Genomic DNA, 23,201 nt, shown 5'->3' with positions numbered 1-23,201 from the left:
ACCAACAACAGATATTGTAGAACCATTAATTTCGGGTCGCTGGTTTTTGTTTGGAATATTTGTCATTCCCAACCATCGTTTGGATCAATGGATGATTCATCTTTGGAGAGATCGCCACGAACTTCTTCATCAGAATAAAATTTCGGATTCTTCTCGTTGATCCTGTGTTTGATTTCTTGGTTGTAAAGCAGATCCTTCAAGTGTTGCATTTGATCCATCAATTCATTGTAATGATTGAGCGAGAGTATGATTCCCAGTGTTTCTTGCTGATCAGTTACATATAATTCTGCGTGTTCGTTCAATGCCTTCTTAAAGTCTTTAGTTGATGAACTTTTCAGCTCAGTAATTTTAATATCCGGCCTTGCAATAATTTTTCGATGCATGATTTGCCTCCATTTAATCAAGAATCATACTGTCATTAGTTGGGCCAAGCATTTCGTAATCGGTATAGTGTTCGGGGATGTTATTATTCATCTTGTGTTCAATTCCCGCATCAAAAACTTTACACCTCAGCTCCTCGAGCTCATGCATGATTTTATCGTAGTCTTTTTTTGACAATATGACACCGAGCATCTCATTACGTTTAAGAACAAACACGCCGGTTTCATTCCATTTTGCTTTTTCAAAAGCTTTAGTTGGGGATTTCTGCAATTCGGTAACGGACATAAGTGGTGTATTCAAGACTGTCATAATAACCCTCCTTGTTTAAATTAATGATACCAAGTTTTAGCGTTTAATACTATCAAACGCTGTGTTGAAGGATAGTCGCTTTGATGAATATCTGAATTTTCAACAGTTTAGTAAAATCCATAGAAACACTTACTAAGAAATAGTATAATCATAATTATCTTAAATGTTGGGGGTCATCATGAAGCATTTTATATTGAAAGGTTTGGTTGTGATATTGGGGATGCTGACGCTTCTCGTAACGTCTGTGTCAGCGGTCAATGCGGATGTCAATCATGACAAGGTATCCAATCTCACAAAGACCAATTATTATACCCATATTCTTACCCGCAAAGCGCACAATTATAAGATTTACAAGTCTGGTGGCTATAACACTTCTTCACAAAACGTTGAACCGATTGCCTACGCCCGTGAATTTAACAGCCGGAAAGTTCACATTACCCAAAAAGAGAAAGTGGGGAACAGCACTTGGCTTAAATTTACATATAAGAATTTTTCCGGATGGGTTTCTGAAAATGGGACCGACAAATCCTATCATTGGCTGAATGTGCCATTGATTGCACAACGACCGGAGCTTCCAACCGGCTGTGAAATAGTCGCGACCACGATGATGCTCAACTTTGCCGGTTCGAAGGTAACCAAGATGCAGCTGGCCAAACAGGTTCCGCGCAGCCGTAATCCTAATAAGGGGTTTGTTGGCAGTCCATACAGCCCCACCGGCTGGTACATTTATCCAAAAGGGTTGATGAAGGTGGTCAAGCGTCATGCTGGGAGTGCCCAAAATATGACTGGGGCAACGGTTGCCCAGCTGAAGAAGCAAATTGCATCCGATCATCCAGTGGTGGTCTGGGTGAACAACGTAGACGGTTTTGTGAATCACGCCATTACCATATCTGGTTACTCGGATTCACGGTTCTATTACAATGATCCATGGACTGATAAGAAGACCAGCATGAAGATTAAAACGATGCAGCATCACCGTTCAAGAGACGGTTATCGAGCACTTAGTTATTAAGTAAGGGAGTTTATATTCATGAAGAATTTTCAACGAATCACACTCGCAATTTTTCTATCATTAACCACTATGTTACTGCTCAGTATTGGGTCAAGTGTTCAGGCTGACAGCCAGTATTACACGAGCAATCCTGAAATCATCAAGACTAAACGTCAGGTTATCTTGTATAAAGACGCTGCCAAGACTCACAAGTCAGCCAAAGTATCCGCTGGCCACTACGCTAAAATTAGTAAGGTGATCAATGAGGCGGGCAAGGCACCTGTTTTGCAAACCAATACTGGTAAGTATTTGACTGCCAGCAAATCATTTGTCGCCAAAACAAAGGGTTATCAAAACCCGAAAAAATACTATCAGGTTCAATACACTCAAATTAAGCCATTCGGTAAAGTCGGCTACACAGTGAAACGTCATTTTGAAGGAATCAAGACTTGGTACATTATGCGAAAGATGGGCACCTATGCCGGTTATGACAAATATAACCAGGCAACCTACAATGCCGTTAAGCGATTCCAAAGTCGTCATCACTTAAAAGTGACTGGAAACGTGGATGAAAAGACCTGGCTCAAAATGGGTTTCTCCAAAAAGGCGTGGACGGGGATCGACAGTTATGTCGCACCGTTAAAAGCTTTTGCCTGGAATGGCCGGTCCCAGCATATTGAGGCAATGATTCACCAGGCCTATCGTTACATGGGTAATCCTTATCTGGTGGGCTCATCATCAAGTCCTAAATATGGAACCGACTGTTCTGGTCTTGTCATGCAGGCACTTTATGCAGGTGGAATCAATCCACTGCCTACGAGCTCCATTCACCATGCTTATCCTGGAAACGAGTGGAATTCCAGAAACCTTTGGGCATCCAAAAAGTTAAGGCACGTTGCTTATTCCCACAGACAACGTGGCGATCTGGTCTTTTATTATCAACCGGGGACCCATGTCATCTGGCATGTGGCAATTTATCTGGGTAAGAACAAAGTGATCGAAAGCTGGCCGCCAAGAATTATGGTTCAGCCGATTCGAAACAGCCAGCGATCGGATATTGCAGGGATTGCGCGACCGTTTAATTAAATATAATGAAAAAAGGGATGCTCCCAATTGGAAGCATCCCTTTGATTTACAATCTATTAGTATTGACTTGTGGCTTTGGTAGAAGTTGTTTTCTTTGCCGTTGTGGTCTTGTTAGTTGTCTTGGTTGTTTTCTTCTTGCTTGATGTGGTCTTCTTAATTTGATCCTGTGGGAAATTGTCAATCATGAACTTGGCAATATCACGTGCCATCAGCTGATAAGTCTTGGCTGCTGGGTGAAGCCGGCCGTCGTTGAAACGATCAATATGGTTGGCGTCGGTAATTAAGTTGGGGTCAACATCATTCCAATTTAAGACGGGCACGTCATTGTCCTGGTAGACCTGAGCTTCTGCCGCCCGTAAATCGTTCATGGTGTAGCCGCCTTGGCCAGTCACTTCGTCAGAGTTCTGGTTATTGTCATAACGAGTGATCGGCAGGAAACCGTAAATAATTAATTTCGGATTCTCGGCTTTCATTTTCTTAATGTTTGAATCCAAAATACTTTTAAGCTGATCAATTGTGTTGTCAGTATGGCCGTAATCATTGGTTCCATAAGCGATTGTGGCAACATCGTATTTGGCAAAGTTGGTGTCATTAACGGTTGTGCTCAAATCACCTGGAGTTGCCATTTCACCGGCATCGCCGAGAAAGGCGCCATTATAAGCGGCGTTATCAACGGTCGTTCCAAGATATCTGGCTAACCACGTTGGGTATCCGGAATCCAAAGTTTCATAGCCATCGTATCCGGCGGTAATTGAATCTCCCATGGTGATTATTTTATCTTTACTGAAGTAGTCACTATTTTTCATTGCGATGTCAAACGTTCCTTCCGAAATATCCTGTAAATTACCGTGCCATACGTAGCCGGTCTGCTTGCCGTTTCCACTCTTAACATAATACCAGACAGAGGTTCCTTTGCCTTGAGCAGAACGGTCGATTACGACTTTTTTATAAGCATACCAGGTGACTTTGGCAAAATCTTTTGCGGATCCCAATGTTTTATTTAATCCTGAAGTGGTGTAAATATAGCCGCTCTTCATATGATAGGGAAGTGGTTGGTCGTAACTTTCGGTGGAGACCAGTGTTGCAGCAGGAATCACTTTTTTAGTTTTATCTTTTGTTGCATCGGATTTAGTACTCGTTGAGCTTGACGAACTAGATGAACTTGTTGGCGTTGTTGTCGTCGGATCAGTTGACGCGGCGTTTGCAGGTGCCATGAACATCGCGATCCCCAGCGCTGCCGTGACAGCGGTCGCTATGTAAAAATGTTTTTTCATATTCTATTATCTCCTCATAAAAATTCAACTATGTATTACTTTAGCATGATATTGTTACGAAAGTCTTACATACCGCTTACTTTAAAATGAAGAGTTTGCACACAACTTGCTTATTTTTAGTAAATCAATTATGCTTACATTTAGCAAGAAATGCATTTAGTCAATTGTTGAATGTACAAACGGGGGATATAACAGATGAATACCAGGTCAAAATACAGGTTAATACTGTTATTTTCAATGATGGTCTTCGGTGGTTTGGGGATGAGTTCCCAAGCCAACGCTGATACCAATGAAACAACAGCAACAGTCCAAGTTCAAGCAAAGTCGACAACAACCGTCAGTCCGACAAGTGGGGTTGCAGCGAAAGCATCGTCTGTGACTAATACTGCTAAGGACGATACGGCTGATACTTTGAAAACCAATGATGATTCAAACAGTAGCGTAAAGACTACATATGGGGATGCTAAGAATAATCAGGTTAAGCCAACCAATAACAATGATACGACTGACAGCCAGACGACAGCAAAAGATGACTCGTCATCCGATGCCACTGCCACAAGTTCCGATGATACCCAGGAGCCACAAGTGACTTCTGAAGCAGCTGAGGATACTGCGGATGAGACATCTGATAAGGAAGAGGATAAATCCGGCTCCACCACAATTACAAGTGTTAATGCCGGAACATCGGTTGTCGGTGGTGCCAATGACGATACGATCAACAAGGTTGTCAAAACCGTTGTTGACAAAGTGACTGATGATTCTGACAAGGCGGATTCAGAAGATGAATCAGCCACGTCAGCTCCAACTGCTGAAGCACCCGCTGATAACGCAGTTGTATTGGAGTCGCCGGATTCGGCAAATCCCAATAAAGTTGAGGAAACTTTAATCGTTCCCAATCAGCCGATTATTGAAAGTCGCGTTCATAACGACATTTCCGGTGATACATTTGCCGATAAACTTTCAAAAAGTGATTCCAAAGCAATTAAAGCAGTCGCCACAGCAGGCAACAGTAAGACCAAGCTGCTCACTTTCAACGCATTCTCTGACAAGATTTATAGTCATGTATTGAAGACTGCTCAGAAGCCGGGAAAGGTTACAACAGTAACTGGCAGAAAAGTCACACTGACGACTCCGGTTAAGCACGTCAAGTACATGGACCATGATACAACCGGGATTTCCGAAACACTGCCAATTATGGTAACGCTGGCGGTAATTGCAGTTTCAGGCGTGACGTTCTTTGCTTTTGATCCACTTAAATTTTTATTTAAATAGCATTCACAAAAGGGTCGGTTAAGTTGATTTAACCGGCTTTTTGACTGCCTTTAAAGCCATGGAATATAACGTTCTGAAATAAATTTAAAAAAAGAGTATTTAATACTTGCAAACGCTTACAGATATGATATTATATAGTCAAGGAAGGGAAAAGAAGTTCGAAGCACAGGGGTTTACATCCTACTTTGAATGTTCTCTGATCCTAGATTAGTATGTTGTTTCGTCACAGAGTTATTTTCAAATGTTTCACGTGTAGAACGCATAGTTGTTTATTTTAAGTTTTAAGAGTTTGAGGTTCACGATTCACAAGAAGCATGGTAGTTTGATAAGAATGCTTTATTTAGCCGATTGTTTCAAAGGATTCACAGAGTTTCAAATTGTTACAGTTTAAAATAACAGAAGGTTAATTCAGGTGATTAAGTGTTTGAATATAATGTTATGAGTCACAAAAGTTCAGACATGAATTCGACGATTCTCCATTGAAAACCTGTTGGAGTAATTGAAAAGGGTTATGTACAGAGGTCAATTGTGGTGAATCTGAGAGATTCAGGTTCGAATATCAAATTGATGTGAATCAAGTTGATGAAAGTTTTATAGTTCACGCGTAAAGTACCGTGTACAAGGCTATCAGCACCAAGGTTTATGTAGCACGTACCAAGCAAGTGTTCCAAGTATAATAGTTTCACGAAGAACCAAAATATTGATCACACGGCAAATTTATCAATAAAGTAAAAACGTGAAAATGATTAAAGTTTGCGGCAGCTGGATCAATAAATAGTTAGATTGAGGCGATAAGACATTAAAGTTTTAATTAAGTGGGTAGTTACCCCAAAGTTCCCTTCCGTATAGGATTTAGACTTGCAGTTTCAAAAGCGAGTTTAAATCCTATTTTTTGTGCAGAGTGCGATGAGCAACGGGTGAGGCGGTTTCTAAGGTAACTTTGGTTGAAACCCTGGACTTGGGTTTGAATCAAAGTTGGCTTAGAAGTTAGCCTCGGTTGCGTCGGAGCACATTTCGGCTACTGAGAAGGAAAAAGCAAAGAACCTTAACCACAAAACAAAGACCAAAAACAAACCTCCACCAACTCATCATACATAGACTCCCCATACATAAGTCCCATCCACCCATAAACACCCCCACCCAACTTTGTCAATCAAATTTTTTTGTTTACGATGTCCTCACACTTTGATATAATGAAAGCGCAATCAGAAAAGTAAACCGTATTACTTCACGTCATAAGGACATTTTTATTGCCAGGTCTTTCCAGAATGCGGTATTCTATTCACATAGATTAATTTTTTCTGAACAAAGTTTTGAAGTGGAAAGGAAGTTTCTGATGAACTTTCGTCGGGTAATTGTACTTGATCTCGCTTCACTCGGTGTTGGTGAGTGTAGTGACGCAAATCGATTTAATTCAGTTGGTGCCGATACGCTTGGACACATTGCAGTCCATGATGGCGATGATTTCCAACTGCCGACTTTGAATCGGCTCGGGCTCGGAAACATCCGCTATAGTGATCCGGTTGTCGGACTTGCGCCAGCTGATGATCCGATTGGCTTTTTTGGTAAGATTCGTTCCAAGAGTCGGGATAACTCCACATTAAGCGGCTTGCGGGAAATGTTTGATTTTCAGTCTCTAACCAGAACGACCAGCGTCATTGATTCGATTGTTGGCCTTTTGGGGGTTCACTCAATACTGATCAGCAACTATCAGAGCTACTTGTCCAATCAAAACGAAGCTGAAGTGATTCCTGTCAATACTGATGATGCTGGATTTGAGCAGCTTCATCAGCAGGTAGTTGCCCCGAATAATGGCCTGCTTTATTTTCGGACGATGGGGCTTCAGGAGAGCAATGCATCGGACGACCTCAAAGGTAGTGTCGATGCATTGAAGCTGGTGGACCAGCATTTGGCCCGGCTGATGCGTGAATTGTACAGCACGGACCTGTTGATCATTACGGCGTCGTTTGCCAACGATTCAACGTTAGACGTGACGCCGACTCGCGAGTACCTGCCGCTGATTGCCTACACATCTTCGTCGCCTGAAGGAAAAGCGCTCGGTATTAGAAGGACACTTGCTGATATTGGCGCTACGATCGGGGAAATCTTCGGGCTCGACATTTCCAATGAATCGATTGGGAAGAGCTTCCTTGGTGAATTGAAATAATTCATCACTTATTAATTAGGGTTTAATTTATAAAACCAATTCCATCACAGAGGGGGATAGCTAATCATTTTCATCGTTGTTTAGCAATTATTGTTGTCAAAATTCAGAAAAGAGGATTTCAGAATATGCAATTAACATATTTACTGGTCAACATTCTGGGTGTCGCCGTATACCTTGGAATTGCGTTCTTGTTTTCAAATAATAAAAAGAACATCAACTGGCGATCAGTTGCCGTTGTTTTAGTGATTAACCTTGTTCTTGCATGGATCTTAACCAGCTTTGAATGGGGCCGTGACGCTGTTAAAGCCGCTGCCGATGGATTCAACTGGTTGGTTCAGGTTGCTTATCAAGGAATTAATTTTGCCTTGCCTAACTGGGTAACCCCTCAATTTGGCGGAACTGCCAAATCGATGAACTTCGTTACCAGTGCGTTACTACCAATCCTGATGATTGTTCCATTGTTTGATACTCTTACATATATTGGAGTATTGCCATGGATCATCAAATGGGTTGGCCGTGGACTTTCATTTGTTACCGGTGCACCAAAGTTCGAATCATTCTTTGCCGTTGAAATGATGTTCTTAGGTAACACTGAAGCACTTGCCGTTTCATCACTTCAATTAAAGCAAATGTCAGCAAAGCGTAACTTGACTCTGGCCTTGATGTCAATGTCATGTGTTACTGCTTCTATCATTGGTGCTTATACTCAAATGGTTCCTGGCCAATATGTTTTGACCGCCGTTCCATTGAACGTGTTAAACGCCTTGATTATTACAAGTTTACTTAATCCAGTTAAAGTTACGCCTGAAGAAGATACGATTGCCAAAATGGGTGGTTCAAGCTCAAGTGAAGCTGCCGTTGAAACTGGTGACGTTCAGCCTGATGGCAAACGTGAACCATACTTCTCATTCTTGGGTGACTCAATTCTTGGTGCCGGCCGTTTGATCTTAATCATTGCTGCCAACGTTATCGCCTTTGTTGCCTTGGCCGCTTTGATCGATAAGATTTTGGCATTATTCAACCCATGGTTATCATTGGAACATATCTTAGGAATCATCATGTTCCCATTTGCATGGTTAATGGGTCTGGATGTCAGCCACGCATTCCAATTCGCTCAATTCATGGGTATGAAGTTGGTTACCAACGAATTCGTTGTTATGGGTAAGATTGCCGGTACAATTAACAACCTCAGCATCTTCCCAGCTCATTATCAAGCACAATTGACTGTCTTCATCACTTCATTCGCCAACTTCTCAACTACCGGTATGATTATCGGTGCCTTCAAAGGCTTGGTTGACAAGGAAAAGAACGATTTGATCAGTAAGAACGTTGGTACAATGCTTCTCTCAGGTATCTTGGTATCCTTGATGTCTGCCGGAATCGTTGGATTATTCGTTTGGTAATATTTTCAACTAGAAAGTTAGGTTTTATTTTTGGATAAGTTACAAAGAGAAGAGGAGGCAGCTAATCGGCTGCCTCTTCGTGAGGCTATACGAGATAAAACGATTGTCAAACGGGAGCTCATCGCTGGGATTACCGGTTTCTTCGCGATTTCTTATATCATTATCGTTAACCCGATGATTTTAAAAGATGCTGGAATTCCCACTGATTTAAGCGTGTTTGCGACGATCATTTCATCGCTTATCGGCTGTTTGATCATGGGATTCTGGGCCAATGCGCCGGTTATCCTGACGCCGGGGATGGGGGTCAACGCCTTCTTCACTTATACGGTGGTCGTGGCGATGGGTCTGTCCTGGCAGGAAGCACTGGCCATCTCGATTGTGTCCAGTGTGATCTACGTTTTAATCGCCTTTACCAAGCTCAGTGAGATCTTGGCCAAGGGGATTCCTGACACCTTGAAAGCAGGAATTACCGCCGGAATTGGGTTGTTCCTGGTGGAAATTGGGCTTGAAAAGGCTCAGCTGATCCAGCAGGGGAAAAGTTCGATTTTAGCACTGGGTGACCTGACCAAACCAGCTACGTTGTTAGCATTGTTTGGACTGCTGCTGACGTTATTCCTGTTTGTCCGTGGCATTACCGGTGGCTTCTTCATCGGAATTCTGGTGACGTCGGTTGTCGGCATCCTGTTTGGAATCAAAGACCAGGCGTCGCCTTCAGTCGGAATTGGTGATATTACCAAGTATTCCGCCATTGTGGCTAAAGGTGATTTCAGCAATGCTGTCACAATTCCATTTATTCTCGCGGTATTCTCAATGACCATGATTCTGGTGTTTGAGTCGATGGGGTTACTGGAAGGCATTATGCCTAATCCCAAGAAATTCAAAAAGGCTTTTGAAGCCAGTTCTGTGACCAGCTTTCTTTCTGGAATCCTGGGGACCAGTCCAACTGTTGCCGCTGCTGAAAGTGCTTCGGCCATTGAAAGCGGTGGCCGGACTGGATTGACTTCGATTGTTGCCGGGTTAATGTTTGCCGCTTCTTTGTTCTTCATTCCACTGTTGGCATTTGTGCCGCAAGCAGCGATTGCTCCCGTGATCATTATCACCGGGGCTTTGATGATGAACCAGCTTAGTCGCATTAATATGTTTGATTTTTCCGATTGGTTCCCGGCATTTCTGATTGTCGTCCTGATTCCATTTACCAGCAGCATTTCAACCGGGTTGGCCTTTGGATTTGTCGTGTATCCAATTTTAAAAATTGCTGCGGGCAGGCAATCCGAATTGACTGTCGCAACTTATGTATTAGGAGTTTTATTCTTATGTGATTTGGTGCTCAGTGCCTTATTATAGAAGTAGCAAGTGAGCGGACTTTGCGGTTCGCTTCTTGTTAATCACTAATTGTAAGCGTTTGATATTGACAAATACTGTTTGGAAAGGAATTTATTATGACCATCAAAATTATTATGGATACCGATCCAGGAATTGACGATGCCGCTGCATTGACCATGGCGTTAAATGATCCTCAAATTGACGTTAAATTGATTACCAGCGTTGCCGGTAACGTGACTGTTGATAAGACAACCAAGAATGCGCTGAAGATCGTTCGCTTCTTCAACAAGAAGGTGCCGGTTGCTGCCGGAGCCAAGCAGCCGTTGATCAAGGAATTTGAAGACGCTGCCCGAATTCATGGTGAGTCGGGGATGCCCGGTTACGATTTTCCAGAAGACCTGCCAAAGCCTTTGGATATGAGTGCCGTTGAAGCATTGCGTAAAACCATTATGGATAGTGATGAGAAGATTACGTTGGTGCCAACCGGTTCATTTACCAACATTGCTTTACTCTTCAGTGAATATCCTGAAGTTAAGGATCATATTGAACGAATCGTCGCAATGGGTGGGTCGCTTGGCAAGGGCAACATGACCAGTGCGGCTGAATTTAACGTCTTCACTGATCCGGATGCTGCGCGGATTATGTACAGTTCTGGGATTCCAATAACAATGGTTGGCCTTGATATTACCATGAAGGCGCTGATTACGCCCGATTCACTCAGTAAGCTGGAGCACATGAACGAAACTGGTAAGATGCTCCATGACATTATCATTCACGATGGTGACAACAGTGCCGAAGGAATTGCCATGCACGATGTGAACACCATCTTCTACCTGCTTCATCCAGAAGCAATTAAGACTGAGAAGATGTGGATTGACATTGTCACTGACGGACCAGCAATTGGGGAAACTGTCGGGGATATCCGTGGTGCTTACCATGACGGTAAGACCAATGCGAATGTGTGTGTTGATATTGATTCGGAAGCATTTAACAAGTGGTTCTTGGATGAGGTTTCCAAGATTAAGCGATAATTTGAATTTGAAGCAGTCGGGCTTTGGCCTGGCTGCTTTTTTGGCTTTGGTGGTTTCTCAGGTCACTGGACCAACAATGCTTTCTCGATGTCCTATCAAAGTTACAATAGGCCTTGACACTTTTAATAATGAATTGCATAATGAATTTAACATTAAAAACACATGAGAACAATGTGATGACGAGAAGAGTAGTTGTTGCCGTAATCTAAAGAGAAGGGGCATTTATTGAGAACCCCGATTACTAAAACAATGAAGATGAGCTCCGAGCAGGTTAGCGGTAAAAGCCGTTGATCCGTTAGCAAACGTTATTTTGCCGGGTATCGATTCCAGATGGTACTGTCGAGGTGTATTTTTGATACACGAATATAGGGTGGTAACGCGCGCAAAGCGTCCCTTAGTCCAGAAAGTGGGCTAAGGGACGCTTTTTGTTTTCTCATATTTAAGGGGATGATTTTATGAAATATCAGATGTTGGGTTTATACGTAATTATGATCAACAAAATGGATGGAAGATATATTTGGAGGGATTAAATTTATGAATTTAAAGAAAATTATTGCAGCTTCAACTGCATTTGCCGCAATCCTTATTTTAGCGGGATGTGGGAAATCAACTCAATCCAATAATACCGGTAATGGAAAGTATGCTAAAACTCAAACCCTTAATTGGACTGAAAACACGGCTTTGGCTACTGCGGATATCTCTAAAGCAACCGATACACTGAGCTTTGATGTGTTGATGAATACTCAAGAGGGACTTTACCGTCTGGATAAAAATGGAACACCAAAGGGTGCATTGGCAACTAAGACGACAATTACCGATAACGGGAAACATTACACGTTCGATTTGCGAAAAGGCGTTAAATGGACAAATGGTGATCCAGTCACGGCTAAGGATTTTGTTTATTCATGGCAGAGAACTGTCGCACCTAAAACCGCTTCACAAGATGCCTTTTATTTCTTCCAAGTAAAGAATGCCGAAGCCATTAACTCTGGCAAGAAGCCTGTTAGCTCATTGGGAATAAAAGCAGACGGCAATTATAAACTTGAAGTCACACTTACCAAGCCAGTTACATACTTTAAAAAGTTATTAGCATGGCCACTGTTCTTCCCAATTAATCAGAATGCAGTTAACAAATTTGGTGAGAAATACGGAACTGCATCAAAGTACACTGTTTCTGATGGTCCATTCAAGTTAACTAAATGGAGTGGGACCAGCAAGTCATGGACTTTAGCAAAAAATGATTCTTATTGGGATAAGAAAGCAGTTCATTTGAATAAGATTAATGAACTTGTTTCCGAAGACACGACGACCAGCTACAACTTGTTCACGGCCAAGAAGACTGACGCAACCCTATTGAGTGGCCAACAAGTTAAAAACAATCAGCATAACCCCAACTTTGTAAAGAGACTGCCAACTGCAACAACCCGATTAGACTTAAATCAGAACAAAGTGAAGGCATTTAAGAACTTTAACATTCGTCGGGCATTTTCTTTGGCTATCAATCGTTCTCAGTTAACCAAGAATGTTTTGCAAGATGGTTCAGTTCCTTTGAAGGGATTTGTGCCTGCTAAGATGGGTAACAATCCTAAGACTGGTGAGGCTTTTGACAAGGAAGCCTACGTTAAAGATGCAGTTAGTTATAATTTGAACCAAGCTAAGACATTATTGAAAAAAGGATACAAACAGACTGGCGTTAAGCAACTTCATGTAACTCTACTGACTTCTGATACTGACAGCAGCAAAGATGCAGCTGAATTCATTCAAGCAGATCTGCAAAAATTGCCAGGCGTTAAGATTCAAGTCCAATCAATTCCATTTGTACAATTAATTTCCAAGCAGGCTGACAAGAATTATCAGACCACGGTACAAACATGGCAGTCAGTATTTGCCGACCCAATTAACTTCTTGGATGTTTTTGAAAAAGGATCGAGTTATAACACAAGTGGTTACAATAGTTCGAAATACGATACGCTTCTTGATCAATCAGAAAACAAATTTGGAAACCAACCAGAAAAACGTTGGAGCAATCTTGTTGAAGCTGAAAAGACTTTGATGAATGATCAAGGAACTATTCCTCTTTATCAAGTCGCAAAATCACAGTTACTCCGAAAGAATGTTAAGAATGTCGTTTACAACCCAGCTGGTGTTCCTTATGACTGGAAGACAACGTATATTGCAAAGTAGGTGATATGAATTGAGTGAAACAAGCGATTTTGACAGTGAATTAATTGAATCATTGTTCATCAAATATGCGAAGGTGAACACGAGGTCTGATGCCAATAGCCAGACTGTCCCGACAACGGTTGGACAAGTGAAACTGGCGAAGATGGTATTGAGTGACCTTCAAGATCTGGGAATAAAGGACGCTAAATATGAACCCGAAAATTCATATGTTCTTGGCACCCTTCCAAGCAATTCAGACAAAGATCTAAGTGCTATCGGCTTCATTGCCCATTTGGATACCGCCGATTTCAACGCCGAAAATATTCAGCCACAGGTTCATCCAAACTATGATGGCCAGGATATTGTCCTGAATGCTGAAAAGCACATCGTTCTCAGTCCAAAAGAATTTCCATTACTGAAGAAGTATGTCGGCCAACGGGTGATTACCACCGATGGCACGACATTACTTGGTGCCGATGACAAAGCGGGAGTTGCCGCAATCTTTGGGATGCTGAAGTACTTCTTGACTCATCCTGAGGTCGAACACGGCGAAGTCAAAGTGGCGTTTGGTCCTGATGAAGAAATCGGCCGGGGAGCTAAACGATTTCCAGCTGAGGAGTTTGGAACCGAATTCGCTTATACTTTGGATAATGGTCAGCCTGGACAAATCGAGGCGGAGACTTTTAATGCTTCAGAAGCGAAAATTGAAATCCGTGGCACAGCTGTCCACCCTGGGGATGCATATGGCCTGATGGTCAACGCTGCCACGTTGGCAAATGAAATTGTCAGCTCATTACCTAAAGATGAGGTGCCTGAAAAGAGCCGCAATCATCAAGGTTTCATTCTGGTAACCGACATGACCGCAACGGTAGCTGAAGCCCACATTGGCTTGATTGTACGGGAATTTGATACACAGAAATATCACGAGAATTTACAATTATTGCATACAATTGTCGATAGGATTAATGCCCGCTTTGAGTCGCCAAGAGTGGCGTTAACAATCAACGAGCAGTACCAAAACATTGGCGATACGGTTAAGAAACATCCATATATTGTCAATTTAGCACTCGATGTCTACCATCACTTGGGTATCAAACCCAACATCACACCTTTCAGAGGCGGTACAGACGGCAATGCCATCACTGCCAAAGGGATTCCAACACCAAATTTGTTTAACGGCGGCGATAACTTCCATGGACCATACGAATATGTCAGCACTGAAGCGATGGTGAAAACCGCCCAAGTAGTGACGGAAATTATTCGAGAGCATGTTCACCAGTATGGGCATCGAGACGAAAAGCCGGTCAAATTATATTAATATGGACAATTAAGCAATCAACCGGATGGGTTGGTTGCTTTTTTGGATGAAACTGAAGCTTATAATCTGGCTGATTTTGCAAATAGAATATTTCAATAAGATATCAATTTAAGCGAATGGTCCTATCGCACAAAAATATTGATAAAACATGGTAAAATTAAAATATGTGCACAAAACAAATGTCTGTGGACACCTTGCGAGTCATGTCATTTTAAGGTAAAGTATAATAAGACGTGAAACAGATTGTTTCACACATCAGGAGAATAACGAATGAACAATGATCAATTTAAAAAAGCGCTTTTGGATAAAGGTATCGAAGTCACCGATCAGCAAATGGATCAGTTCGATGCCTATTTTAAGCTGTTAGTAGCAGTTAACGAACACGTTAATCTGACTACAATTACAGAAAAGCCTGAAGTTTATCTCAAACATTTCTATGATTCCATAACTCCAGCCTTTTTTGTTTCACAGATCCAAACAGAGCCGTTATCTATTTGTGACGTGGGAGCGGGTGCCGGATTTCCGTCATTGCCGCTGAAAATTTTGTTCCCACAACTAAAGATAACGATCGTTGATTCATTGAATAAGCGAATTAATTTTCTGCAGACATTGGTCGATAAGCTGGATTTAACTGATGTTGAACTGTTCCATGCGCGGGCAGAAGAATTCGGTGCCAAGAAGTCTGAACATCGGCAGCAGTACGATTTGGTGACTGCAAGAGCGGTTGCTCGGTTGACCGTTCTCAGCGAATTGTGTTTACCATTGGCTAAAGTCGGCGGTAAAATGGTTGCTTTAAAGGCTGCCAAGGCTGAAGGCGAACTTTCAGACGCCAATCCCGCCATTCGCTTACTGGGTGGGAAAGTATCAGGAGATTTTGAGTTTACGTTACCGATCTCTGATGAAGAACGACACATTATTGTGATTGATAAGGTTAAAGATACACCTAAAAAATATCCAAGAAAGCCGGGGACGCCTAACAGGGAGCCGCTGGATCAAACCAAATGATAAGGAGGGATGAAAGATGACATATGTAATCGCGCTTGCCAATCAAAAAGGCGGGGTAGGTAAGACCACTACTGCGGTTAACTTGGGTGCCGGCATGGCTTCACTAGGAAAGAAAATTCTGCTTGTGGATGCCGATGCGCAGGGTAATGCGACCAGTGGTGTCGGCATTGCCAAAGCTGATATCAAAAAGGATATCTATGATGTTTTGGTCGATGAAGAACCAATGGCTGAAACCATCGTGCACACATCGCATAAGGGCCTGGACATTGTTCCGGCGACCATCCAACTGTCTGGGGCAGAGATTGAATTGACCCCGCAGATGGCCAGAGAAACCCGTTTGAAGGCCGCATTGGATGCCGTCAAGGACCAATACGATTTTGTCTTGATCGATTGTCCCCCTTCACTTGGTCTGATTACCGTCAATGCCTTTACCGCCAGTGACTCAATTCTCATTCCGGTTCAAAGTGAATACTATGCACTGGAAGGGTTGAGTCAATTGCTGAACACCATCAAGTTGGTGCAGAAGCATTTCAATCCAGATCTGAAGATTGAAGGCGTCCTTTTAACCATGTTTGATGCCCGTACGAATTTGGGCGAACAGGTTAACGCTGAAGTTCGCAAGTACTTCAAAGATGAAGTCTATGACACAATTATTCCGAGAAACGTCCGCTTATCTGAAGCACCAAGCTATGGTCTGCCAATTATGGATTACGACCCAAAGTCAAAAGGTGCCGAGAAATATATGAATTTGGCAAAAGAGGTGTTGGCAAATCATGGCTAATAAGAAAAAATTAACTGGTCTTGGAAAAGGGATTGAAGCCCTGTTCCAGGATAATAATGTCGATACCAGTAAAGAAGACGTATTAGATATCAAAGTCAGCACCATTAAGCCAAATCCTTACCAACCACGGCATCGGTTTGATCAAAAGGCTTTGGAAGATTTAGCCCATTCAATTAAAAATTCGGGCGTTTTCCAGCCAATCATTGTCAGACAGCCGGATCCAGAGGTTGAATCCTTTGAACTGTTAACCGGTGAACGGCGTCTGCGGGCATCAAAGATTGCCAAGAAGGAAACAATTCCGGCCATCATCCGCAGCGTCAACGAAGAGCAAATGATGGAAATCGCTGTCATGGAAAACCTGCAGCGAGAAGATCTGACAACACTTGAAGAAGCTGAAGCATACAACATGCTCATGAGCCGCTTGGATTTGACCCAGGCTCAGGTTGCAACTCGGTTGGGAAAGAGTCGGCCTTATATTGCCAACTATCTTCGAATCCTTGGGTTACCAACCGAAGTTAAGAAAATGTTGGAAGATAAAAAGCTGTCAATGGGACAGGCGCGAACCCTGCTTTCCGTTAACAACAAGCAGGAATTAATCAAGCTGGCTCGCAAGTCAGTGAATGAATCATTGACAGTTCGCCAACTTGAGCAGGCAGCTGCCAAGATTAATGGCAACAAGCCTTCCAAAAAGAAAAAGGTTACCAGAAAGTCCCCATTTGTTCGGGCATCCGAAGGCCAGCTCCAAGAAAAGTTTGGAACACCGGTCTCAATTGTCAACTCCTCTCGTAAGAAGGGGAAGGGCAAGATTGAAATTGAGTATACCTCAACTGATGATTTGAACCGGATTTTGGAGATGTTTGGGGTCGATTTGGATTAGGTAGCCGGATTGTGAAATTTTAATGTTATCTAGCCGAAACGTGTTCCGACGGCCGGCGAAAGCCTGCCTAGCCTACTTGGCCCAAACCAACTTCTTCCGCTTAGCCAAATAACAAGTCTTACTACAAAAGCCGCAGTAAAACTTGTTATTCACCTAATGCTCGGAAGTTAACCGGTTTGGCTCACACTCTAAACGTGTTCCGATGAGCCAGATGCTAACTTCTAAGGACACTTGAACTAAAACCCAAAACCGGGGTTTCAGTCCAAGCATCCTTAGAAACCGCATCTCCCGGCTCTTGTCACACTCTGATCCGGAAGGAGACCTCACCATGTACGATTTAAACGACTTAGTTGAAATGAAGAAGCCCCATCCCTGCGGTACTAACCGTTGGCAGATCATCCGCATGGGTGCCGACATTAAGATCCAATGTACCGGCTGCGGCCACATTGTGATGATGCCCCGCAGAGAATTTGATCACAAATTAAAGAAGATCCTTGAAAAAGCTGAAAAATAAACCAGAAAGAAGAGTTGTTGAATTATGGCATTAACTGCAGGAATCGTTGGTTTGCCTAACGTTGGGAAGTCAACATTATTTAACGCAATTACCAAAGCCGGAGCCGAAATGGCCAATTATCCATTTGCCACCATCGACCCAAACGTCGGGATGGTTGAAGTTCCCGACAAACGGTTGGACCGGATTCAAGAATTAATTCCAGCCAAGAAAGTTGTCCCAACCACTTTTGAATTTACCGATATTGCCGGAATCGTCAAAGGTGCCAGCAAGGGTGAAGGACTGGGTAACAAGTTCTTGGAAAATATCCGTCAGGTAGATGCGATTGTTCACGTTGTCCGCGCATTCGATGATGATAACATCACCACTGTATCCGGCAAAGTGGATCCATTAGACGATATTGACACAATCAATTTGGAACTTGGAATTGCCGATTTAGATTCCGTTAACAAACGCTTGGGCAAGGTCCAACGGGCTGCCAAGGGTAGTGACAAAGAGGCCAAAGCTGAATTAGCTGTCCTTGAAAAAATCAAACCGGTATTGGAAGACGGCGGTTCGGTTCGTTCGATTGATTTTGACGAAGATGAGCAAAAGATTGTTAAAGGTCTGTTCTTACTGACAAGCAAGCCGGTCCTTTACGTTGCCAACATTGCCGAAGACGACATGGCTGATCCCGAGAATTCCAAGTATTTCCCAGAGATTAAGGAATTCGCCGAAAAAGAAGGCGCCGAAGCGATTGCGGTTGCTGCCGGTCCCGAAGAAGAAATCGCCCAATTGGACGACGATGAAAAGGCTGAATTTCTGGATGCCGAAGGTGTTAAAGAACCTGGCTTAAACCGTCTTATCAGAGCTTCATACAAGCTTTTGGGCCTGCAGACATTCTTCACTGCAGGTGGTAAGGAAACGCGTGCCTGGACGTTTAAAAAGGGTACAAAGGCCCCTCAAGCAGCCGGGATCATCCATTCCGACTTTGAGCGTGGGTTCATTCGTGCTGAAGTCATGGCATTTGATGATTTGGATAAGTTAGAAACTCCTGCAGCCGTCAAAGAAGCGGGTAAGCTGCGTCTTGAAGGTAAAGATTACGTTATGCAGGATGGCGATATTGTTGAATTTAGGTTTAACGTTTAAAACGATCAATTTGAGGAGTGAAGCTTGTGAGCAGCAACAACGATGATACAGCAAAGCGTAATGCCAACAGCAAAGCGCGTGAAAAAAATGCTCAAGTTCATCAAGACCGGGATCATGCGGCAAAAATTGTCCATTCCCAGTTTGATAATATTGGGTTAACAAAACGAAATGCAGAATACATGTTTAAGTTCAACCAGGCACTCGGGGCCACCAAACTGTCCGCAGAGAAGAAGTCTGATGCCGTCCAGACAATGGTTCAACAATTGCTGGAAGGCCAAAAGTCTGGAAAGACTGCCAAAAATATGTGGGGAACTGTTGATCAAAAAGTCGAAAATACAGTTCATCCACCGGCAAGACCTGCCGATCCCCGCAGAGACTATTGGAAAAATGCAGGGTACAATGCTGTCCTGTTTTTGACCATCTTCTTCCTGATGTATGGGGTCTTGTACTTCCTGCCAACCAAGGGTAGTGCCCATGCACCGATGATGGGGATTACTGGAATTCTCATCAGTGCCGCGGTGGCTGGGCTTGGAATTCCAATTGTAACCATGATGTTCACGCCAGGGGTTAAACACAAGTTTTCAGTCTGGATTCGAATTATCCTGGTTATCTTATTCCTGATCGTGTGGATGGGAATCTTCACAGTCGCATCTATTTTGCCGACAGTCCTTAATCCGGTATTGAACCCGATTATTTACATCGTCTTAGGTGTGCTCTCAGGAGCAGGTTCATTCTTCATCAAACGCCACTACAACATTACCGGTGGTGTGTTCTAAACTAACGTAAACATTGGACGATAAGGCTTTTCAAAAGATCACTTGTTGAAAATGCCTTATTTTTTTACATTCATTTCAGCAAAACACGAACATTAACTGTTAAAAATCGAAATAAATTGTCAGAGAAGTAAAAATACATGAACATTGGGGTTTATTTATTCGGAAGAGTCGTGTATAATCAAAACAATTTCAGAAAACGATTTGCTTAACGGGCTTGTTATTTTTATTAGAAATGCATGAGATTTAATCCAAATGCGTTGATTCACCAAAATGAAAGTGATAGATTGTTAAGCAATCAACATTAAAAAGGAGCGAGATAGATGGTTAGTTGGGATGAAAAATTCGGTAAAAAAGGTTTGACGTTTGATGATGTGCTGTTGATTCCAGCAGCGAGTGATGTTTTACCAAATGATGTGGATTTATCAGTACAATTGGCAGACAACTTGAAGTTAAATGTTCCTTTTCTAAGTGCCGGAATGGACACTGTTACCGAATCGAAGATGGCGATTGCATTAGCCAAGCTTGGTGGTATGGGTGTGGTTCACAAGAATTTAAGTATTGAAGATCAGGCTGCTGAGATTGCCAAGGTTAAGGCAGTTAAGAAGACAGCCGATACACCAAAAGCTGCTGTTGATGACAACGATGCGTTATTAGTTGCCGCAGCAGTTGGTGTTTCCTCCGATACATTTGATCGTGCCTCAGCTTTACTTAAAGCCGGTGCGGATGCAATTGTTATTGATACCGCCCATGGTCATTCAGCAGGTGTTCTTCGAAAGATTGCTGAAATTCGTGACCACTATCCTCACACAACTTTGATCGCCGGCAACGTTGCAACTGCCGCCGGAACCGAAGCGCTTTTCCAAGCCGGTGTTGATGTTGTCAAAGTTGGAATTGGTCCCGGCTCCATCTGTACAACCCGGGTTGTTGCCGGTGTCGGCGTTCCTCAAATCACTGCCGTTTATGATGCAGCCAGTGTTGCCCGCAAGTGGGGCAAGTCAATTATTGCTGATGGCGGTATCCAATATTCAGGTGACATCGTCAAGGCATTAGCTGCCGGTGGAACTGCTGTTATGCTTGGTAGTGTCTTCTCTGGAACCGATGAAGCACCTGGTGAAGTCTTCGAAGATCATGGCAAGAAGTACAAATCATACCGTGGTATGGGAAGTGTTGCAGCCATGGAACAACAACATGGTTCAGCTGACCGTTACTTCCAAGGTGGCGTTAGCGAAGCCAACAAGTTGGTTCCCGAAGGTATCGAAGGTGAAACTGAATACAAGGGCAGCATCAACGACATCGTCTTCCAGATGGTCGGCGGCCTTCGTTCAGGAATGGGTTACACTGGTTCAGCAACTGTTAAAGATCTTAATGACAGTGCCCAATTCGTTCAGATTACCAACGCCGGCTTGAGAGAATCTCATCCCCACGACGTTAATATCACTAAAGAAGCTCCTAACTATAAACCAGAAGATTAATTATTCTCAAACCTCAGCAGGTCATTCGCTTATGCGATTGACCTGTTTTTGTTTGGTGTCACGCATGATTGGACGAAAAAAGCACCCTGTTATGGCCTCGTGGTGTCAGGGAAGGCTAATGAGTTCAAACTATAATACATATGTTATATAATAAAGGTAATTACAGACGTTAATCGTACACTTATTCAAGGCGGTGATTTCATGTTTAGGCAACTACTCAAAATTGAATTTCTTGTCTTATTTGCATGTGTCATGGTAATGCTTGGATCAATTGATGTCCACGCCGCAACACCAATTACCCCACATGGTGCTGCTAGATTTCAAACTAACACTGCCACCGTGAATGTCACTCAAAGTTCCCCAAGATTCCAGTCTATTTGGACAAGTGCTGTTCAAGCGTGGAACCGGACCGGGGTTTTTACTTTTCAGATTACCAACGATCCCAACGCTCAGGTGATTACTCAGATGAACCCAAATCTTGGCGGGACTTATAGCGGGATGACCTACTTAACTACCAACAATCAGAATTTAATTGTCAAAGCAAAATGTGAAATTAATAATCAGACATTAAGCAGCTTTCATTATGCGAAATTTGAATGGATTAATGTCGCTGAACATGAGCTGGGACACGCTATTGGCTTAAACCATAATCCCGGTAAGGCCAGTGTGATGTATATTGCCAATCGATCCTACAGTATCCAAAACGTTGATATCGAATCCGTTCGCCAGCTTTATTCATTGCCATCCATTCGAATCTCTACCGGAGCCAGAAGCAAACGGGTGACTGATCCGGTTGTTAATTTGAAAAGTCGTCAGGCACCGGATATCGAACCGGGGATGTTTGGCACTACCATTCATCGACGCCTCTTTCCAGTACAGACGATTAATTTAGCGGAACAATTTGCCTACGAAAATAAGATCCTTAACCGGTTGGCAAACCCCTTGTATTGGTAAAATTTTCCCAATGTTTTTGACATTTATCAATATTATTACCAAATTGGAGTATTATTATTCTGGTAGTATGATTTATTTTGAAGACAGGGGAGGCAGTTCTGTGGACTCACAAAACATTCTTGAACGGCCATTTATTACGATTACCAATTTAATTTGGAGCTTTGATCACGTTACCAACCGGGTCAACATATTGCTGGTCAAGCGCAACAACGCGCCATATGACAATTATTGGGCATTGCCCGAAACCTTCATGCGGGCTCAGGAGAGCGCTGAAGAAGCCGCATTACGCTTGGTCCGTGAGAAGATCGGCATGGACTTATCCGGCAGTCACACCGAGCAGCTTGCGACCTTCACGAACCCTTTGAGAACCCCCAATGACCGGGCACTGTCACTTGCCTATATGACATTTTTGCCTGAAAAGCCACAGCTTAAAGCCGGTTATGGGGCATCTGATGCCCGTTGGTTTACCATGGGGTATTCCGATCGGACCTATTCTTTTAGCGATACTGTGCATACATTTCAATCAACCGATTGCCCAGTTCAAAAGACTTATTATACCGAGTTCGACGGAACAAAGTCAGATCCCCAAAAACATTTGGCTTTTGATCACGAATGGATCCTAAAAGTCGCTTGTGATCGAATTCGCAATAAGTTGAATTATCAGCCAAATATCCTGCTGATTTTGGGTGGCAAATTTACTCTGAAGGATGCTCGACGGGTGTATTCACCGTTTATGAAAATTCCTGTTCAACAGATTGACAATTCCAATTTTAAAAAAAGTCATCAACAACTCTTCACGGACATTGGATCCAGTGAGGTGAACGGCCCGGGACGTCCGGCACGGCTTTACAAATTGGCTTATTTGAGCGCGTAAAGGTTGAATTTTGCCCGAAGGCGTTGTAATGTGTAATAAAAGTTTTAAATACTTTTATTTTTACCAAGATAAAAGTTAAGTCGACTTTTAATATAAAAAGAAAGT

Annotated in this window: 21 protein-coding genes and 1 other annotated feature; of the genes, 18 read left to right on the top strand and 3 right to left on the bottom strand. The window is 42.9% G+C overall.

Annotated features, from left to right (window positions below):
* Positions 1-62: 62 nt before the first annotated feature.
* Positions 63-383, bottom strand: coding sequence for a hypothetical protein (locus FD17_RS05435; RefSeq protein WP_057824385.1), 321 nt, complete (start codon positions 381-383; stop codon positions 63-65).
* A 13-nt stretch (positions 384-396) separates the two neighbouring features.
* Positions 397-690 carry a type II toxin-antitoxin system Phd/YefM family antitoxin gene (locus FD17_RS05430; RefSeq protein WP_057824383.1) on the bottom strand — a complete coding sequence of 98 codons (294 nt, stop codon included), beginning with the start codon at positions 688-690 and terminating at the stop codon, positions 397-399.
* 178 nt (positions 691-868) lie between these two features.
* On the opposite strand from FD17_RS05430, the gene FD17_RS05425 reads away from it, so the two are divergent.
* Positions 869-1,702 (top strand): C39 family peptidase, encoded by an 834-nt coding sequence (locus FD17_RS05425; protein WP_082617138.1) that lies wholly within the window; start codon positions 869-871, stop codon positions 1,700-1,702.
* An 18-nt stretch (positions 1,703-1,720) separates the two neighbouring features.
* On the top strand, positions 1,721-2,767 hold the full coding sequence (locus FD17_RS05420) for a DUF5776 domain-containing protein (protein ID WP_057824379.1): 1,047 nt from the start codon (positions 1,721-1,723) through the stop codon (positions 2,765-2,767).
* A gap of 56 nt (positions 2,768-2,823) precedes the next feature.
* Here the strand turns inward: FD17_RS05420 and FD17_RS05415 are convergent, their stop codons facing one another.
* A complete protein-coding gene (locus tag FD17_RS05415) occupies positions 2,824-4,041 on the bottom strand; it encodes an SGNH/GDSL hydrolase family protein (protein WP_057824377.1) in 1,218 nt (405 codons plus the stop codon).
* Positions 4,042-4,236: 195 nt separating this feature from the next.
* On the opposite strand from FD17_RS05415, the gene FD17_RS05410 reads away from it, so the two are divergent.
* The 16 genes from FD17_RS05410 (at position 4,237) to FD17_RS05330 (ending at position 23,096) form a co-directional block, all read left to right on the top strand.
* Positions 4,237-5,313: a hypothetical protein gene (locus FD17_RS05410; protein WP_057824375.1), complete on the top strand. Its 1,077-nt coding sequence runs from the start codon at positions 4,237-4,239 to the stop codon at positions 5,311-5,313.
* A gap of 1,336 nt (positions 5,314-6,649) precedes the next feature.
* Positions 6,650-7,480, top strand: coding sequence for an alkaline phosphatase family protein (locus FD17_RS05405; protein WP_057824373.1), 831 nt, complete (start codon positions 6,650-6,652; stop codon positions 7,478-7,480).
* Between the two features lie 125 nt (positions 7,481-7,605).
* Entirely contained in the window at positions 7,606-8,883 is a 1,278-nt protein-coding gene (locus tag FD17_RS05400) for a NupC/NupG family nucleoside CNT transporter (RefSeq protein ID WP_057824371.1), read from the top strand.
* 30 nt (positions 8,884-8,913) lie between these two features.
* Positions 8,914-10,227, top strand: coding sequence for an NCS2 family permease (locus FD17_RS05395; protein ID WP_057824369.1), 1,314 nt, complete (start codon positions 8,914-8,916; stop codon positions 10,225-10,227).
* A gap of 95 nt (positions 10,228-10,322) precedes the next feature.
* Positions 10,323-11,237, top strand: a complete 915-nt coding sequence (gene rihC / locus FD17_RS05390; protein ID WP_057824367.1) for a ribonucleoside hydrolase RihC — start codon at positions 10,323-10,325, stop codon at positions 11,235-11,237.
* A gap of 167 nt (positions 11,238-11,404) precedes the next feature.
* Positions 11,405-11,635, top strand: a binding site (T-box leader).
* A gap of 136 nt (positions 11,636-11,771) precedes the next feature.
* Complete coding sequence (locus tag FD17_RS05380; protein WP_057824363.1) at positions 11,772-13,421, top strand: peptide ABC transporter substrate-binding protein; 1,650 nt, start codon at positions 11,772-11,774, stop codon at positions 13,419-13,421.
* Positions 13,422-13,431: 10 nt separating this feature from the next.
* Positions 13,432-14,718 (top strand): peptidase T, encoded by a 1,287-nt coding sequence (gene pepT, locus FD17_RS05375; RefSeq protein ID WP_057824361.1) that lies wholly within the window; start codon positions 13,432-13,434, stop codon positions 14,716-14,718.
* Between the two features lie 270 nt (positions 14,719-14,988).
* Positions 14,989-15,723 (top strand): 16S rRNA (guanine(527)-N(7))-methyltransferase RsmG, encoded by a 735-nt coding sequence (rsmG, locus tag FD17_RS05370; protein WP_057824359.1) that lies wholly within the window; start codon positions 14,989-14,991, stop codon positions 15,721-15,723.
* 16 nt (positions 15,724-15,739) lie between these two features.
* Positions 15,740-16,504, top strand: coding sequence for a ParA family protein (locus tag FD17_RS05365; RefSeq protein WP_057824357.1), 765 nt, complete (start codon positions 15,740-15,742; stop codon positions 16,502-16,504).
* The gene (locus FD17_RS05360; RefSeq protein WP_057824355.1) at positions 16,497-17,381 is read left to right on the top strand and encodes a ParB/RepB/Spo0J family partition protein; all 885 of its coding nucleotides are present in this window, start codon (positions 16,497-16,499) and stop codon (positions 17,379-17,381) included. Before FD17_RS05365 ends, FD17_RS05360 begins: the two co-directional genes overlap by 8 nt.
* Before the next feature lie 328 nt (positions 17,382-17,709).
* Positions 17,710-17,895: a DUF951 domain-containing protein gene (locus tag FD17_RS05355; RefSeq protein WP_013727415.1), complete on the top strand. Its 186-nt coding sequence runs from the start codon at positions 17,710-17,712 to the stop codon at positions 17,893-17,895.
* A 24-nt stretch (positions 17,896-17,919) separates the two neighbouring features.
* Complete coding sequence (ychF, locus tag FD17_RS05350; protein ID WP_057824353.1) at positions 17,920-19,020, top strand: redox-regulated ATPase YchF; 1,101 nt, start codon at positions 17,920-17,922, stop codon at positions 19,018-19,020.
* A gap of 26 nt (positions 19,021-19,046) precedes the next feature.
* On the top strand, positions 19,047-19,796 hold the full coding sequence (locus tag FD17_RS05345; RefSeq protein WP_057824351.1) for a DUF1129 family protein: 750 nt from the start codon (positions 19,047-19,049) through the stop codon (positions 19,794-19,796).
* Positions 19,797-20,116: 320 nt separating this feature from the next.
* Complete coding sequence (gene guaB, locus FD17_RS05340) at positions 20,117-21,268, top strand: IMP dehydrogenase (RefSeq protein WP_057824350.1); 1,152 nt, start codon at positions 20,117-20,119, stop codon at positions 21,266-21,268.
* Positions 21,269-21,469: 201 nt separating this feature from the next.
* Positions 21,470-22,222, top strand: a complete 753-nt coding sequence (locus FD17_RS05335; RefSeq protein WP_057824348.1) for a matrixin family metalloprotease — start codon at positions 21,470-21,472, stop codon at positions 22,220-22,222.
* Between the two features lie 67 nt (positions 22,223-22,289).
* Positions 22,290-23,096, top strand: coding sequence for an NUDIX hydrolase (locus FD17_RS05330; protein ID WP_057824398.1), 807 nt, complete (start codon positions 22,290-22,292; stop codon positions 23,094-23,096).
* Positions 23,097-23,201 lie beyond the last annotated feature (105 nt).

Origin of the sequence: Lentilactobacillus sunkii DSM 19904, from assembly GCF_001435575.1 — a bacterium.
GTDB classification, from domain to species: domain Bacteria; phylum Bacillota; class Bacilli; order Lactobacillales; family Lactobacillaceae; genus Lentilactobacillus; species Lentilactobacillus sunkii.
Note: the sequence above shows the minus strand (reverse complement) of the source record. Positions and strands in the feature narration are given on the sequence as shown.

Coding starts and splice junctions, on each gene's coding strand:
- FD17_RS05435 (WP_057824385.1), bottom strand. CDS start 383: ATGCATCGAAAAATTATTGCAAGGCCGGATATTAAAATTACTGAGCTG.
- FD17_RS05430 (WP_057824383.1), bottom strand. CDS start 690: ATGACAGTCTTGAATACACCACTTATGTCCGTTACCGAATTGCAGAAA.
- FD17_RS05425 (WP_082617138.1), top strand. CDS start 869: ATGAAGCATTTTATATTGAAAGGTTTGGTTGTGATATTGGGGATGCTG.
- FD17_RS05420 (WP_057824379.1), top strand. CDS start 1,721: ATGAAGAATTTTCAACGAATCACACTCGCAATTTTTCTATCATTAACC.
- FD17_RS05415 (WP_057824377.1), bottom strand. CDS start 4,041: ATGAAAAAACATTTTTACATAGCGACCGCTGTCACGGCAGCGCTGGGG.
- FD17_RS05410 (WP_057824375.1), top strand. CDS start 4,237: ATGAATACCAGGTCAAAATACAGGTTAATACTGTTATTTTCAATGATG.
- FD17_RS05405 (WP_057824373.1), top strand. CDS start 6,650: ATGAACTTTCGTCGGGTAATTGTACTTGATCTCGCTTCACTCGGTGTT.
- FD17_RS05400 (WP_057824371.1), top strand. CDS start 7,606: ATGCAATTAACATATTTACTGGTCAACATTCTGGGTGTCGCCGTATAC.
- rihC (WP_057824367.1), top strand. CDS start 10,323: ATGACCATCAAAATTATTATGGATACCGATCCAGGAATTGACGATGCC.
- FD17_RS05380 (WP_057824363.1), top strand. CDS start 11,772: ATGAATTTAAAGAAAATTATTGCAGCTTCAACTGCATTTGCCGCAATC.
- rsmG (WP_057824359.1), top strand. CDS start 14,989: ATGAACAATGATCAATTTAAAAAAGCGCTTTTGGATAAAGGTATCGAA.
- FD17_RS05365 (WP_057824357.1), top strand. CDS start 15,740: ATGACATATGTAATCGCGCTTGCCAATCAAAAAGGCGGGGTAGGTAAG.
- FD17_RS05360 (WP_057824355.1), top strand. CDS start 16,497: ATGGCTAATAAGAAAAAATTAACTGGTCTTGGAAAAGGGATTGAAGCC.
- FD17_RS05355 (WP_013727415.1), top strand. CDS start 17,710: ATGTACGATTTAAACGACTTAGTTGAAATGAAGAAGCCCCATCCCTGC.
- ychF (WP_057824353.1), top strand. CDS start 17,920: ATGGCATTAACTGCAGGAATCGTTGGTTTGCCTAACGTTGGGAAGTCA.
- guaB (WP_057824350.1), top strand. CDS start 20,117: ATGGTTAGTTGGGATGAAAAATTCGGTAAAAAAGGTTTGACGTTTGAT.
- FD17_RS05335 (WP_057824348.1), top strand. CDS start 21,470: ATGTTTAGGCAACTACTCAAAATTGAATTTCTTGTCTTATTTGCATGT.
- FD17_RS05330 (WP_057824398.1), top strand. CDS start 22,290: ATGATTTATTTTGAAGACAGGGGAGGCAGTTCTGTGGACTCACAAAAC.